Raw genomic sequence first — 14888 nt, forward strand, 5'->3', positions numbered from 1 at the left:
CGACCATCACTTCCAGCAAGGTCATGCCACGGGCGTTCATGTGATCACCCCCGACCCGGAGTGCCGACCCGGACCCGGTAGCGGCGCCACCATCACCCCGGCCTTCAACAACAGCGTCACGCCGCCGACATTCATTCAGCCCCCTCCTCGCCATCTTGCAACAGCTGCAAACGGCCGAATTCATCTGCCTTGACCGTACGCAGGTAGCGCACATCCTCATCCTGCTGGGTCAGGGTCAATACGAAGGGGCTGAGCTCGCCACCGGGGAAGATCAACACCTGGGGCGTGCGCTCCTTCTCGTCCCGACCCTGCTCGGTTTTCTCGTCGGACTCGCTCCGCCAGCTGAACCCTTCGAGCTCGATGGCCAGCAGCATGGTGTCAGGCAGTTGTACCTGCCCCAGGATCTTGTCGCCGGTCAGCGCCTGCCATTTTCGATCCTTGGCCCCGCGCTGCATGAACTGCCAGCCATGCTCTTCGATGCGAAGCCCTACTAGCCGGCCATCCATCACCGAATACTCCTGAGCCTGTTGCAGAGTCGCCATGAAGCGGCGCGCCTGCTTGTCGAGCTCGCGATCGCCCCTGGCGCCTCCCATGCTGAGGGTGACGGCGGTGGCCACCAGCCCCATCAGCATGGCCACCAGCAAGACCTCCAGCAGGGTGAAACCGGCTTGGCGATGACGCGATGACGAGCCCCTCACGGCTGCCTCATCCACAGCACCTTGATGGCAGCGCAATCAGTCACTTATTGGAAATCCTTCAGATTCCAGTTGCCGATGTCGTCATCGGTACCGGCTTCGCCATCCAGCCCCATGGAGAAGATATCGAGCTTGCCAAACTGGCCCGGGCTCAGCATCTGGTACGGGTTGCCCCAGGGATCCTGCGGCAGGCGCTTGATGTAACCGCCGTCACGGTAGCTACGCGGCTCGGGGGCGGCGGTCGGCTTGGTGACCAAGGCATCCAGGCCCTGCTCTGTGGTCGGGTAACGGTTGTTGTCCAACTTGTACATGTCGAGGGCATTTTCCAGCGCCACTATATCGGAGACCGCTTTCTGCTGGTCAGCCTTCTCTTTGTTACCCATCAGGTTGGGCACCACCAGGCTGGCCAGGATCCCGAGGATCACGATGACCACCATGACTTCCAGCAGAGTAAAACCGGATTGACGACGCTTTTGCATGACTTACTCCCTAACGAAATGAGATGGCATGAACCATCAACGATTAACTGTTAAACCGCGATCGTTCGATTACGCCTGCCGGCTAATCGAACCTGCGAGTTCGATTGGATTTGCAGGTTCGAATAGCGAAGCGTATTCGAACACCCGAACCTTACAGATTCACCATGTTGTTGAGCTCGAGGATCGGCTGCAGGATCGACATCACGATAAACAGCACGACCCCGGCCATGGAGACCACCAGCAGGGGCTCGAACACGCCGAGGGCGATATTCACCTGGGTTTCAAATTCCCTGTCCTGGTTGTCCGCCGCCCGCTCCAGCATGCTGTCGAGCTCGCCGCTCTGCTCGCCAGAGGCGATCATGTGCAGCATCATGGGCGGGAAAATCTTGGTTTCATCCAGCGCCTTGCGCAGGCTGGTCCCCTCCCGCACCCGCTCGGTGGCCTCACTGATGCGAGTACGGGCGAAGTCATTGGAGAGCACTTCGCCGGCGATCTTCATCCCCTCCAGCAGGGGCACGGCGCTGGCGTTGAGTATGCTCAGGGTACGGGCGAAGCGGGCGGTGTTGAGACCACGGCTGACCCGGCCAATGACCGGCAGGCGCAGCACCACCTGGTGCCAGTGACGGCGACGCTTCTCGTCGGTCAGCCACCAGCGCCAGACAAACCCACCGATAAACAGCAGCAGCAGGAACCAGAGGCCGTAATGCTGCATCAGCTCGCTGGTGCCGATGAGGAAACGGGTCGTCGCAGGCAGTTGCTGGCCCATGTGTTCAAACTGGGCCACCACCTTGGGCACCACGGCGGTGAGCAAAATCGAGATGACCCCGACCGCCACCAGGGTGAGGACTATGGGGTAGATCATCGCCTGCAGCAGCTTGGTACGCATGTGCTGGCGCTGCTCCGTGTAGTCGGCGAGCCGGTTTAGCACCTTCTCCAGATGGCCCGATTTTTCACCGGCCGCCACCATGGAGCGAAACAGCTGATCGAACACGTGGGGGAAGGCCCCCAGCGAATCGGCCAGCGAGTAACCTTCTACCACCTTGCTGCGCACGGTTGCCACCAGACTGCGCAGGTGAGCCTTCTCGCACTGCTCGGCCACCGCCCGCAGCGCCTCTTCGATGGTGAGACCGGCACCCACCAGGGTCGCCAGCTGACGGGTGATGAGGGCCAGCTCGGAGGTGGAGGCGCCACGGCGAAACAGCACGAAGCGATTCGCTTCCCGCTTTGCTTTCTCTGTGGTCTCGTTCACCTCGAGCGGGGTCAGCCCCTGCTCACGCAGTTGCTGGCGCACCTGACGGGCCGAATCACCCTCGGTCACCCCCTGCTTCTGGCGCCCCTTGCTGTCGAGGGCTTTGTATTCAAATGCTGACAATACTCTTGCTCCTCTGCCCTAACACTGTGACGTCTCGTTATCCCGATTCAGCTAGCTGCCATCAGGCATTGTGTTCCTGAGCCTGTCCGGCCGCGCTTGCCTGACCGCACATCAATCTTCCCGGGTCACCCGCAATACTTCTTCCAGGCTGGTCTGGCCCTTGAGCACCTTGTCGATACCGTCGCGGCGTATGCTGGGGGTATGGTCCCGGATCAATCGCTCGATGGCGAGTTCACCGCTGGCGCTGTGGATCTCCTCGCGCACCGCCTCGTCGATCACCACCAGCTCGTGAATGCCAGTCCGGCCGCGATAGCCGGTGTGGTTGCACTGCTCGCAGCCCACCGGGCGCCACACCTGCTGATCCGGCGCCAACGCCATCCCCATGGCCAGGCGCTCCTGCTCCGTAATCGGGCGCGGAGCGCGGCAATCCGGACAGAGGGTGCGCACCAGCCGCTGTGCCAGCACTGCCAAGAGCGACGAGGAGAGCAGGAAAGGCTCTATCCCCATGTCCCGCATCCGGGTGATGGCACCGATGGCGGTGTTGGTGTGCAGGGTCGACATCACGAGGTGACCGGTGAGCGACGCCTGCACCGCTATCTGGGCGGTCTCGAGGTCGCGAATTTCCCCCACCATCACTACGTCCGGATCCTGCCGCAAAATGGCGCGCAGGCCACGGGCGAAGGTCATGTCTACCTTGGTGTTGACTTGGGTCTGGCCCACCCCTTCGAGGTCGAATTCGATGGGATCCTCGACCGTGAGAATGTTGCGATCCCGGGAGTTTATCTCGGAGAGCGCCGCATAGAGGGTGGTGGACTTGCCCGAACCGGTCGGGCCCGTCACCAGAATGATGCCGTGGGGTTTGCGAATGAGTTCGCTGATGATGTTACGGTTGGCAAGCGTCATGCCAAGCTGCTTGAGCTCGAGGCGCACGTTGTTCTTGTCAAGCAGACGCAATACCACCCGCTCGCCGTAGCTGGACGGCATGGTGGAAACCCGCACGTCCACCGCCCGGCCACCGATGCGCAGCGAGATGCGGCCATCCTGCGGCACCCGCTTCTCGGCGATGTCCATCCGCGACATGACCTTGATGCGCGATACCAAGAGCGATGCCAGCTTGCGATGGGGGCGCAGTATCTCCCGCAGCACGCCATCGATGCGGAAACGAATGACCAGCACCCGCTCGAACGTCTCGATATGGATGTCAGACGCCTCCTCTTTTATCGCCTCGCTCAACATGGCGTTGATGAGGCGAATGATAGGGGCGTCATCATCGGCGTCCAGCAGATCCTCGCTCTGGGGCAGCTCTTCCGCCAAGGCGAAGAAGTCCATCTCGTTGCCGAGATCTTCCATCAGCTGGCGCGCCTCGGAAGAGTCGCGCTGGTAGTGCGCCATCAACAACTCTTCAAACTCGTCATTGCCGAGCTGCTCCACCTCAAAGGCGCATCCCACCACCCGCCGCACCTCCAGCAGGGTTTGCGGCGCCACCCCCGGACGGCACTGCAGCAGAGGGGTCCCCTGCCGCTCGGTCAGGACGACACCGAAGTTGCGGGCAAAGGCGAACGGCAGCTCGGGCAGGGTCGCCGGCAAACTCGTGTTATCGAGCTGGTATGCCGCCATTACTTGTTACCCACGAACGGCTGCGCTCCGTCGGCCGTCGCCTGCTGGCGCGCCTTCATCAGCTCAATCTGTTTCTGTACCTCGGGCGACTGGGCCACATCCTGGCCATATTCAGGCAGCACCTGACGTTTGGGCGAGGTGAGGTAACCCTCCTGTGCGGCCGCTTCCAGCTGCTCGGCCCGGAACATGGTGTACTTGTTGCTGGAGATTCCCGAGTAGACGTTGGCATCGCGTAATATGGTGGGTCGGATAAAGACCATCAGGTTGCGCTTGGACGTGGTGTTGGAAGTAGAGCGGAACAGGTAGCCCAGCACAGGGATATCGCCCAGCAAAGGCACCTTGGAGATCTCCTCCTTGGTCTGTTCATCCATCAGGCCGCCCAGCACAACGGTTTCGCCACTCTTCACCAGCACGGCGTTCTTGACGGTGCGGGTGTCGAAGGTGGGGCCCAGGCCGTCCGTTCCTGTCGCTTGTTTGCCCACGCTGGAGACCTCCTGCTCGATAGTGAGCAGCACAGAGTCCCCTTCGTTAATCTGCGGCGTCACTACCAGCTTGGTACCCACCGTCTTGCGCTCTATGGTGCTGAAGGTGGTGTCACCGGAGGTGGAGTTCTGGGTGCCCGTCTGCACTGGCACTTCCTGGCCGACGTTGAAGGAGGCTTCCTTGTTGTCCATGGTGACGATACTCGGAGTAGAAAGAATATCGCTCTTGGTATTGGTGGAGAGCGCCGTCACCAACATGGCCCAGTTACCCTGGTAGAAACCGGCCGCCATGCCGTTGAAATTCTCCGCCAACTTGGCAATACCCGTGGTGTTACCGTTATCTTTGTAATCCTTGGCGGCGATGGCCACTGAACCTATACCTGGGCCGGCATTGGTAAACTGGGTACCACCACCGTTGGTATTGGCCCACTGCACCCCGAGGTTGAGACCGTCACCGTCGGCAATTTCGACGATGATCGCCTCCACCAGCACCTGGGCACGGCGGATATCCAGCTTGGCCACCACCTGCTCCAGCTCGGCCATCACATCCGGCTGGGCCGTGATGACCAGCGCATTGGTGGTCTCGTCGGCGGAGATGGCCAACTTGCCCCCCCCTATGCTGGCGTTGCCGCCACCGGCCGTGGAGCCGCCCCCCTTCTTGTCCGCTTCTATGCTGGAGCTGACCCCCTTGAGCACCTCCACCATGTCCTTGGCTTTGCCATATTTCAGGTAGAAGACCCGAGTGTTGCCCTGGCTCTGCAGATCCCGATCGAGCTGGCGCACCATCTGTATGATGCGGGCCCGCGCCTTGGGTTCACCACTGACCACCACCGAGTTGGTGCGCTCGTCGGCCACCACCTTGGGGGCCAGCAGCAGGGAGGTGTTGCCGCCCTGACTGTTGCCATCCTTGTTGAGGTTGGTCACCAGCCGCACCATCTCGCCGGCGGAGGCATATTTCAGCTTGATGATGTCCACTTCCTGATCGCCCGCCTTGTCGACCCGGCGTACCACTTCCACCAGACGGTTGACCACAGCGGCACGGCCCGTAATGAGCAGCACGTTGGAGGGGTCGTAATGAACCACGTTGCCGCCACCGGCGTTGTCATTGAGCTGACGCAGCAGAGGAGCCAGTTCGCGCACCGAGACGTTACGCACCGGCACCACCCGGGTCACCATCTCGTCGCCTATGCCCGGGTTGGTCTCATCCACCACAGGGATGGCAGAGGTCTTGGCATCCTTGGAGCGCACCACCTTGAGCACACCGTTATCCATAGGCACCACAGCGAAGCCATAGACATCGAGCACGCTCAGGAAGAACTGGTAGTACTGCTCCTCGTTGAGCAGGTCGTAACTGCGGACGTTGATCTTGCCGCGCACCGAAGGCTCTATGATGATGGTCTTGCTCAGGTTCTTGCCGACCGTGTTGATGAACTCTTCGATGTCGGCATTCTTGAAGCTGGCAGAATACTCGGTGGCCCAGGCAGAACCTGCCATCATCAGCGCCGCCGCAACCGTGGCCAGACGCCAGCCATTCCCTTTATTTATCATTCTTGGTGCTACTCCAAATCATTATTCTGACAAGCCGACATAAACGTCATAGAGCTGTCCTTGCCGCTCGACGGTGACGGTCATTTCCGTGGCGCCAGCCACCTGCTGCATTGCCTGCATGGCCTGAGCGTTATCCCGCAAATCGAGGCCATTGATGCTGACCGCCATGTCGTTGGCGACCAGACCGAGTTGATTGAACAGCTCTGGATTGCTGCCCGGATTGAGGCGATAGCCGACCATGCGACCATCCACCCGTACTGGGGAAATATTGAGGTAATCGGTGATCTTGCCGGGGTTGCCCAGCAGTTCGGTGCGCACCGAGGAGAGCTTGTCATCCTGATTGCCCGCCTTGGGCAGTGGCTTGCCGTACTCTTCCCCGTCCAGCATCAGGGTCTCGTCCCGCCCGTCCCGCTCTATGATGACACGATCGGCAAACACCTGACGAATTTTGGCCTGGGTGCCATCGATGAAATCACCGATGCCATAGGAGTTCTGCACACCGTTGTGGGCGATGATGGCGATGGATTTGGCCGGGTCAGAACTCGCCAGCACACCGTTGAGCTGGGCGTTGAGCTGAGTCTTGGGAGCATCGGCGGCGACAGCATCGGCCGCTTGGGCCTGTTGCTTCGCCTTGCCAAACAGCGCCAGCCGGCTGATACCGCTGAGATCGAGTCGGGCCGTTCCCTGGCCCGGACTGGAGACCATGGCCGGTTGCCAGGGTTGGCTGGCTTGCTGGCTGCCGAGATCCAGCAGACGCCAGGTAAGACCGGCACACTGGTGGGCCAGCAACAGCAGCAGAAGCCAGAACAGAGGCTGGCTGAAACGGGAGAGCGGCACGGTTTTGCAACGGGCCAGAAGGGAGCTCAACAAGTCATCCCTGAACGGTAGCGTCATGTTTATCAATATATTCTGGCATCCAAATCGGTTGGCTATTGTGTACGGCAATGGACCCAGAGACAACCGACCGGATGGGATGAAGCTGCGAAAATTGACATTGCGTCACACCATAAGCCCCCCCGTTTCTATCCCGAGGCCTGCCTCTGGTATAATCAGGCTCCCCTTTCAGCCATCCCGGAGTCGATTCATGCCGAATCCCGCAGAAACCACAACCCAGGTCCGCCTCGACAAATGGTTGTGGGCGGCGCGTTTTTACAAAACCCGCAGCCTGGCCCGCGATCAGATTGAAGGGGGCAAGGTGCACTACAACGGCCAGCGCAGCAAGCCGGGCAAGGCCGTCGAAGCCGGTGCCCTCATCCGTGTCTGGCAAGGCCAGGACGAACGGGAGGTGCGGGTGCTGCAAGTGAGCGAACAGCGCAAGTCCGCACCGCTGGCCCAACTGCTCTATGAAGAGACAGCAGCCAGCCTGAAAAAACGGGCCGAAAACAGCGAGGCGCGCCGCTTCAACAGCCAGTTTGCCCCAAGCCCCGAGCGCCGCCCCGACAAGCAAGAGCGACGCCAGCTGATCAAGGTCAAGCAATACTGACTCGCCAACGTGGCCCTTTTATGACGACAGGAGGCGGGATAAGTTCCTAACCAACTGTTTAATAATATTTTTATCTATTTACCTCACCTAAGAACCCAGGAATGCATGATGAGTAACCAAGATCTCCTGTATCGCTATCTGTTTGAAGAGTACGAAGTCCGGGGTGAGCTGGTCCAGCTGGACCATACCTACCGCCACGTAGTGGAAGCCCAGAACTACCCGGTGCAGGTGCAAAAACTCCTGGGTGAGCTGCTGGTTGCCACCAGCCTGCTGACCGCCACCCTCAAGTTTGAAGGCTCCATCACGGTGCAGTTGCAGGGCGATGGCCCGGTGCGCCTCGCCGTCATCAACGGTGACAACAACCAGCAACTGCGCGGTGTGGCCCGTTTTGAGGGCGAGCTGCCAAACGATGGCAAGCTGCAAAGCCTGATCGGTGAAGGCCAGCTGATCATCACCATCACCCCGGAGCAGGGTGAACGCTACCAAGGCATCATAGCGCTGGACGCAGACACCCTGGCTGGCTGCCTGGAGCACTACTTTGCCCAGTCGGAACAGCTGGCCACCAAGCTGTGGATCCGTACCGGCTACCACGAAGGCGCACCGCGTGCCGCCGGCATACTGCTGCAGGCACTGCCCGCCCAGAGCGAGGATCACAGCGCAGATTTTGATCACCTGACCCAGCTCACCGCCACCATCAAGGATGCAGAGCTGTTCGGCCTGGAAGCCGAAGAGATCCTCTACCGGCTCTACCACCAGGACAAGGTGCGGGTGTTCGACCCGCAGGCGGTCGAGTTCCGCTGCACCTGCTCCCGCGCACGCTGCGAAGGAGCCCTGTTGCAGATAGAAAAGGAAGAGGTGATGGAGATGGTGCAGGAGCTCGGCAAGATCGACATGCATTGTGATTATTGCGGCGCCCAGTACCAATTCGATGGGATCGACGTCGAAACCCTGTTCAGCAGGGCTCCCGATAATGATGCAAACAAGTTACACTAATTGAAGGCGGGCAAAACCCGCCTTTAACTTAAATAACAAAAAAACACCCTATTTTATAAAGTTTGATGGCGATCGCTAAACCCTACCACCTAAGTGATAGGATAAACGCCAGATAGAACCCTACACACCTCTGACCCCAGGAGAATACAATGACAATCGTGGCAGAACCCACCCTGGCCCAACAATTAGAACTGGACCAGTACGGTATCAAAAACAGCCAAGAAATCGTTCGCAACCCCTCTTACGATCAGCTTTTCGCGGAAGAGACACGTTCTGACCTGGAAGGGTTCGAGCGCGGCGTGGTGACCGAGCTGGGTGCCGTCAACGTCAATACCGGCATCTTCACCGGCCGCTCCCCGAAAGATAAATATATCGTCAAAGACGCCACCACCCAGAATACTGTGTGGTGGTCTGATCAGGGTAAAAACGATAACAAAGCGATTACCCCGGAAGTGTGGTCACATCTGAAATCCCTGGTGACCACACAACTTTCCGGCAAACGCCTGTTTGTGGTCGATGGCTTCTGCGGCGCCAACCCGGATACCCGCCTGGCCGTGCGCATCATCACAGAGGTGGCCTGGCAGGCTCACTTCGTGAAAAACATGTTCATTCGCCCGAGCGATGAAGAGCTGAAAACCTTCAAACCTGACTTCGTGGTGATGAACGGTGCCAAGTGCACCAACCCGAACTGGAAGGAGCAGGGTCTCAACTCCGAGAACTTCGTCGCCTTCAACATGACCGAGAAGATGCAGCTCATCGGTGGCACCTGGTACGGTGGCGAGATGAAGAAGGGCATGTTCTCCATGATGAACTACTTCCTCCCTCTGCGCGGTATTGCCTCCATGCACTGCTCCGCCAACGTGGGTCAGGACGGCGACGTCGCCGTCTTCTTCGGTCTCTCCGGCACCGGCAAAACCACCCTCTCCACCGATCCCAAGCGTGCGCTTATCGGCGATGACGAGCACGGTTGGGATGACCACGGCGTGTTCAACTTCGAAGGGGGTTGCTACGCCAAGACCATCAAGCTCTCCAAGGAAGCCGAGCCGGACATCTACCACGCCATCCGTCGCGATGCGCTGCTGGAGAACGTGACCGTCGCCGCCGATGGCACCATCGACTTCGATGATGGCTCCAAGACCGAGAACACCCGGGTCTCCTACCCCATCTATCACATCGAGAACATCGTCAAGCCGATCTCCAAGGCGGGTCATGCCAACAAGGTGATCTTCCTGACTGCCGATGCCTTCGGTGTGCTGCCCCCTGTCTCCAAGCTGACCAAGGAGCAGACCAAGTACCACTTCCTGTCCGGCTTCACCGCCAAACTGGCCGGTACCGAGCGTGGCATCACAGAACCGACGCCGACCTTCTCCTCCTGCTTCGGCGCCGCCTTCCTCAGTCTGCACCCGACCAAGTACGGCCAGGAATTAGTGAAACGGATGGAAGCGGCCGGCGCAGAAGCCTATCTGGTCAACACCGGCTGGAACGGCACCGGCAAGCGCATCTCCATCAAGGATACCCGCGCCATCATCGACGCCATCCTGGATGGCTCCATCGAGAAGGCCGAGACCAAGGTGCTGCCGATCTTCAATCTGGAAGTGCCGACCGCGCTGCACGACGTGAACCCGGCAATCCTCGACCCGCGCGACACTTATGCCAATAAGGCAGAGTGGGATGCCAAGGCCCAGGATCTGGCCCAGCGCTTCATCAAGAACTTCGAGCGCTTCACCGATAACGAAGAGGGCAAGCGCCTGATTGCTGCGGGTCCGCAGCTGTAACACCCGCCCCCCTTCTCTTACCGACATCCATACCGGTCAGCCCTGCTGACCGGTATTTTTTTAACCAGAGAGCGGCGTTTGATCCCCGCCAAACCTTGCCTTGTGTGCGGTTGCACGTTAGATTCAGCCCAACTTTATACAATATACAATTTCGTAACGATTCCCCTGTGACCCGACCATGACCCCACCCTACAAGACCCGAACCCAGATGGTGATGGAAAACCTCCGTGGCCGGATCCTGCGTGGCGAATTCCCCGCCGGCGCCCCCCTGCGTCAGGATGCCATCGCCAAGGAGCTGGCGGTGAGCCGCATTCCGGTGCGGGAAGCCTTGATGCAGCTGGAGGCCCAGGGGCTGGTGAAGTTCGAGGCCCACCGCGGCGCCGTGGTCACCATGCTGGACACTTCGGCCATCGAGGAGCTCTTTTATTTGCGAGCCCTGCTGGAAGCCGATACCCTGTTTCACGCCGTCGACAAGATGACGGAAGCCACTTTCGCGCAAGCGGAGGCGATCCTCGCCCAGTTTGATCAGGCGCTCGAATCAGGCACCCAGATCGAACACTGGGCCGAATTGAACCACAGCTTTCACGCCACCCTCTATCAGGCAGCCGGTCGCCCCCAGGCACTTGAACTGATCGCCCAGATAAATCTGAGCTGTGACCGCTATGTCCGCTTCGAGTTGCTGTTTGCCAGCGACGGCGTGGACAAGGCGGAGCGTGAACACGCCCAACTGCTGGAGTTGTGCCGCGCCCGGCGCAAGCACGAGGCAGTGGTACTGCTCAAACAACATATCGAAGCGGCAGGCCAGTCGATCAAACGGATCCTGGATAGTGGCCATAAAAACTGAACACTCATATAGCAACCATCTGGCACTAACGACATGAATCATTTCGAGATAATTGAAACCCACGTGGCCCAAGTCAGAGCCGTGCTGGCCCTGCAGGAGCTGGACGCGTTTATCGTCCCCCACGATGACGAGCACCTGGGCGAGTACATTCCCGCCTACGCCGAGCGTCTGGACTGGATCACCGGTTTCAACGGCTCCGCCGGGCTCGCCATCATCATGTCGCAGCGGGCGGCCCTGTTCATCGATGGTCGTTACACTGTGCAGGCCCGTATGCAGGCACCGGCCGAGCTGTTTGAGTTTCTCCACCTCAATGAAGATCCCCACGTCCAGTGGCTGGCGGATCAGCTGCCGTCCGGCTCCCGGGTCGGTTTCGACCCCCGCCTGCACAGCCTGGCCTGGTATCGACACGCCAAGGCCGTGTTGACCGAGCGTGGTATCGAGCTGGTACGCGTGGAACAGAACCCCATCGATCTGCACTGGAGCGATCGCCCCATGCCGACCAAGACCCCGGTCATCCTCTACAGCGAAGAGCTGGCCGGCCAGTCGAGCCAGGCCAAGCGTGAACTGCTGGCGGCAGATCTGCGCAAGCGCGGGCTGGATGCGGTGCTGCTGACCCAGGCCGAGCCCATCAACTGGCTGCTCAACCTGCGTGGTCGCGATGTGGCACGGCTGCCTGTGGTGCTGGGCTTTGCCGTGCTCTACGCCAACACCAGCATGGATTTCTTCGTCGACACCGACAAAATTGACTGCTTCGCCTTCACCCAACACGTTGGCCAAGACGTCTCCGTCTACCCCATCGACAAGCTGGGTGACGTGCTGCAACGCATTGGTGAAGACCAGCAAAAAGTGCTGGCCGACCCCAACACGGCCAACGCCTGGACCCAGCTCATCATGGAAGAGGCAGGTGCCATCCTGGTGGCCGGCCAGGATCCGACCATGCTGCCGAAGGCGTGCAAGAACGAGGTCGAGCTGACCGGCATGCGCGCCGCCCATCTGCGCGATGGCGTCGCCGTCACCCGCTTCCTTGCCTGGCTGGATCGGCTGATCGTCTCCGGCGAGTTCGAGGGGGTGGATGAAGGCACCCTGGCCGATCAGGTGGAAGCATTCCGCCGTGAGCAGGAGCACTATGTCGAGCCGAGCTTCGATACCATTTCCGCTCTTGGCCCCAACGCCGCCATGTGCCACTACCGTCACACCAATGGCACCCCGCGCCCCTTCGGTCAGGACAGCCTCTATCTGCTGGATTCCGGCGCGCAATATATGGATGGCACCACCGACATCACCCGTACTATCAAGGTGGGTAAGGTGAGCGACGAGCAGAAAGCGATGTTTACCCGGGTACTGCAGGGCCATATCGCACTGGATCAGGCCCGCTTCCCACGCGGCACCGCCGGCATCCAGCTCGACGTACTGGCCCGCATGCCGCTGTGGCAAGCCGGTTACAACTATGACCACGGCACCGGTCACGGGGTCGGCCACTTCCTGAGTGTGCATGAAGGCCCCCAGCGCATCTCCCCCAAGGGCAGCCTGGTGGCCCTGCAGCCGGGCATGGTTCTCTCCAACGAGCCGGGTTACTACCGCGAAGATGCGTTCGGCATCCGCTGCGAAAACCTGGTGGTGGTGACCGAGCAGGAACAGGTCGGCGAGCTGCCCATGCTGGGCTTCGAACGGCTGACTTATGTGCCGTTCGATACTCGCCTCATCGACCGCAGTCTGCTGAGCCCGGCAGAGTTCCGCTGGATCAACGAATACCATGTCGAGGTGTTCCGCCGCCTGAGCCCACTGCTTGAGGGCGAGGATCTCGCCTGGCTGGAGCAGGCAACCAGCCTCATCTGATGACACAGGGCCTGCGGGCCCTGTTTTTTCTCCCCCCTTTTGACCTGTATCAACACCCCAAACGAGCAGGTCAGGAGAATGGCGACCATGAAAAGTCATCATGCCAGCCCAGCCCGGGGCTCACACGCCGCAGTCAGCAAACAGGCGAGTGACCACCCCCGACTCATGCGCGAGCAGCAGACGGTCAGCGCCATGATCCGCCTCTACTGCGACCACCATCATCAGGATCCCGCCTGCCGGCACTGCCAGCAGTTGCAAGCATTCGCCCACCAGCGCCTGCGGCGCTGCCGCTATGGTCACGGCCACAAACCCACCTGTGCCAACTGCAACATCCACTGCTATGCCCCGGCCATGCGCAAACAGATACAACTGATCATGAAGTGGAGCGGCCTTCGCATGCTGTGGCATCACCCCTGGCTCGCCCTGCACCACCTGCTGGACAGCCGTCGCAAGGCCCCCAGATTGCCCAGCAATCGGCCCCTGCCACCCTGAATCTGGCAGCTGCGGCGCCAGCCCCATCACCAGACCAGCTTGCATCAGTCCGGCTGGCCCACTAACCTGTGCTCCTTTTTTGACTGCCGCACGGCAGCACGCATGCAATGACAGGAACCCGGATGCATCAGCCCCCCATTTTGAGAGTGGCTCGCCACACCGACATGCACGCCATCTGGCAGATAGATGTCGACGTCTTCGGGGAGGATACCTACCCCGGCTTCTTCTTCCGTCAGGCCATGGATCTGTGGCCCGAGCTGCTGCTGGTCGCCGAACTGGATGGCAGGCTGCTGGGCTATGCCCTGGGCGGGCTGGGACAGAATCGGTCGCAAGGCTGGCTGCTCTCACTGGCTGTGTTGCCCGAGGCGCGCGGCTTCGGCCTCGCCGAGCGCATGATGCTAAAGGTGGAGCAGGCGCTGACAGACTTGCGGGTCGAACGCGTCAGGCTGACAGTGGATCCCGCCAATCCGGCCCAACGCCTCTACTTTCGACTTGGTTATCAAAAACTTGCCGAGGAGCGCGACTATTTTGGCCCGGATGAAGCTCGCCTGCTGCTGGAAAAACGGCTTGGCTGACCCGGCCGCTGACAACCTCTCTCCCCCCGAGTCTGATAATTGGTTACACTTTGCGGGTGTCATGCTCAATCCGCTTAGCGTAAAGTTAAACTCACTAACCGAATTAACCAGATCAGATGCCAGCCCAGGAGGCCCCTCATGTTGAAACGAATGACTCTTATTGCCCTGTTGGCCGCAACGACCGTCACTGGCTGCGCCAATAGCAATGTTTTCTCTGGCGACGTCTACACGAGGGATCGCGCCAAACAGGTGCAGACTGTCAGCTTCGGCACCATCACCTCCACCCGTCCCGTCACGATCCAAGCCCAAGATGAGTCTGTTTTGGGAACCATAGGTGGTGGCGTAGTCGGTGGCCTGCTAGGCAGCACCATAGGTGGTGGCTCCGGCCGTAACCTTGCCACTGCCGGCGGTGCCATTGGCGGCGCGGCGGCAGGCAACGCCATCGGCAACAGGTTGAATCAGGTTGACGGCGTCGAGCTCGAGATCAAAAGAGATACCGGCGAAATCATCGTAGTGGTACAAAAAGCCAGCCCCACCTTCACTACCGGCGCACGGGTTCGTATGACCCAGAGCAACGGCAGGGTCAACGTGGCTGTGGTGAACTAAACACACGCCACCAGCTGCCCACGAAAAAGCCCTCGCACTGCGATAATGCCGATCAGTTAAGGATCCATTGACCGATCCTTCTGATGTGTGA

General features: G+C 60.1%; 14 protein-coding genes. 8 read left to right on the top strand and 6 right to left on the bottom strand.

Translation table 11 applies throughout. The features are described 5' to 3' along the window. Positions 1 to 131 precede the first annotated feature (131 nt). From exeH to exeC, 6 genes are all read right to left on the bottom strand, one after another. Positions 132 to 698 (bottom strand): GspH family T2SS minor pseudopilin variant ExeH, encoded by a 567-nt coding sequence (exeH, locus tag AAC083_RS17995; RefSeq protein ID WP_042038922.1) that lies wholly within the window; start codon positions 696 to 698, stop codon positions 132 to 134. Positions 699 to 742: 44 nt separating this feature from the next. After that, positions 743 to 1174, bottom strand: coding sequence for a GspG family T2SS major pseudopilin variant ExeG (gene exeG, locus AAC083_RS18000; protein ID WP_042038692.1), 432 nt, complete (start codon positions 1172 to 1174; stop codon positions 743 to 745). 151 nt (positions 1175 to 1325) lie between these two features. Next, positions 1326 to 2546 (bottom strand): GspF family T2SS innner membrane protein variant ExeF, encoded by a 1221-nt coding sequence (gene exeF, locus AAC083_RS18005; RefSeq protein WP_108537329.1) that lies wholly within the window; start codon positions 2544 to 2546, stop codon positions 1326 to 1328. A gap of 111 nt (positions 2547 to 2657) precedes the next feature. After that, positions 2658 to 4163 (bottom strand): GspE family T2SS ATPase variant ExeE, encoded by a 1506-nt coding sequence (gene exeE, locus AAC083_RS18010; RefSeq protein WP_108537330.1) that lies wholly within the window; start codon positions 4161 to 4163, stop codon positions 2658 to 2660. Next, a complete protein-coding gene (gene exeD / locus AAC083_RS18015) occupies positions 4163 to 6193 on the bottom strand; it encodes a GspD family T2SS secretin variant ExeD (protein ID WP_108537331.1) in 2031 nt (676 codons plus the stop codon). Before exeD ends, exeE begins: the two co-directional genes overlap by 1 nt. A 21-nt stretch (positions 6194 to 6214) precedes the next feature. Further along, complete coding sequence (gene exeC / locus AAC083_RS18020) at positions 6215 to 7063, bottom strand: GspC family type II secretion system variant ExeC (RefSeq protein WP_275929774.1); 849 nt, start codon at positions 7061 to 7063, stop codon at positions 6215 to 6217. A gap of 214 nt (positions 7064 to 7277) precedes the next feature. Between exeC and hslR the strand changes: the two genes are divergently transcribed. From hslR to AAC083_RS18060, 8 genes are all read left to right on the top strand, one after another. Beyond that, positions 7278 to 7676, top strand: a complete 399-nt coding sequence (gene hslR / locus AAC083_RS18025; protein WP_042038685.1) for a ribosome-associated heat shock protein Hsp15 — start codon at positions 7278 to 7280, stop codon at positions 7674 to 7676. A 108-nt stretch (positions 7677 to 7784) separates the two neighbouring features. Then, positions 7785 to 8669, top strand: a complete 885-nt coding sequence (gene hslO, locus AAC083_RS18030) for an Hsp33 family molecular chaperone HslO (RefSeq protein WP_042038683.1) — start codon at positions 7785 to 7787, stop codon at positions 8667 to 8669. A gap of 149 nt (positions 8670 to 8818) precedes the next feature. Next, the gene (gene pckA, locus AAC083_RS18035) at positions 8819 to 10444 is read left to right on the top strand and encodes a phosphoenolpyruvate carboxykinase (ATP) (RefSeq protein ID WP_108537335.1); all 1626 of its coding nucleotides are present in this window, start codon (positions 8819 to 8821) and stop codon (positions 10442 to 10444) included. A 178-nt stretch (positions 10445 to 10622) separates the two neighbouring features. Next, positions 10623 to 11288, top strand: a complete 666-nt coding sequence (locus tag AAC083_RS18040) for a GntR family transcriptional regulator (RefSeq protein WP_042038681.1) — start codon at positions 10623 to 10625, stop codon at positions 11286 to 11288. A 33-nt stretch (positions 11289 to 11321) separates the two neighbouring features. Further along, on the top strand, positions 11322 to 13124 hold the full coding sequence (locus AAC083_RS18045; RefSeq protein WP_108537336.1) for an aminopeptidase P family protein: 1803 nt from the start codon (positions 11322 to 11324) through the stop codon (positions 13122 to 13124). A gap of 87 nt (positions 13125 to 13211) precedes the next feature. After that, positions 13212 to 13616: a nitrous oxide-stimulated promoter family protein gene (locus AAC083_RS18050; protein ID WP_042038921.1), complete on the top strand. Its 405-nt coding sequence runs from the start codon at positions 13212 to 13214 to the stop codon at positions 13614 to 13616. A 122-nt stretch (positions 13617 to 13738) separates the two neighbouring features. Continuing rightward, a complete protein-coding gene (locus AAC083_RS18055; protein WP_108537337.1) occupies positions 13739 to 14191 on the top strand; it encodes a GNAT family N-acetyltransferase in 453 nt (150 codons plus the stop codon). Positions 14192 to 14329: 138 nt separating this feature from the next. Continuing rightward, entirely contained in the window at positions 14330 to 14797 is a 468-nt protein-coding gene (locus tag AAC083_RS18060; protein ID WP_108537338.1) for an outer membrane lipoprotein, read from the top strand. The last annotated feature ends 91 nt before the right edge of the window (positions 14798 to 14888 follow it).

Origin of the sequence: Aeromonas sp. HMWF014 (assembly GCF_963878295.1) — a bacterium.
GTDB classification, from domain to species: Bacteria; Pseudomonadota; Gammaproteobacteria; order Enterobacterales; family Aeromonadaceae; genus Aeromonas; species Aeromonas popoffii.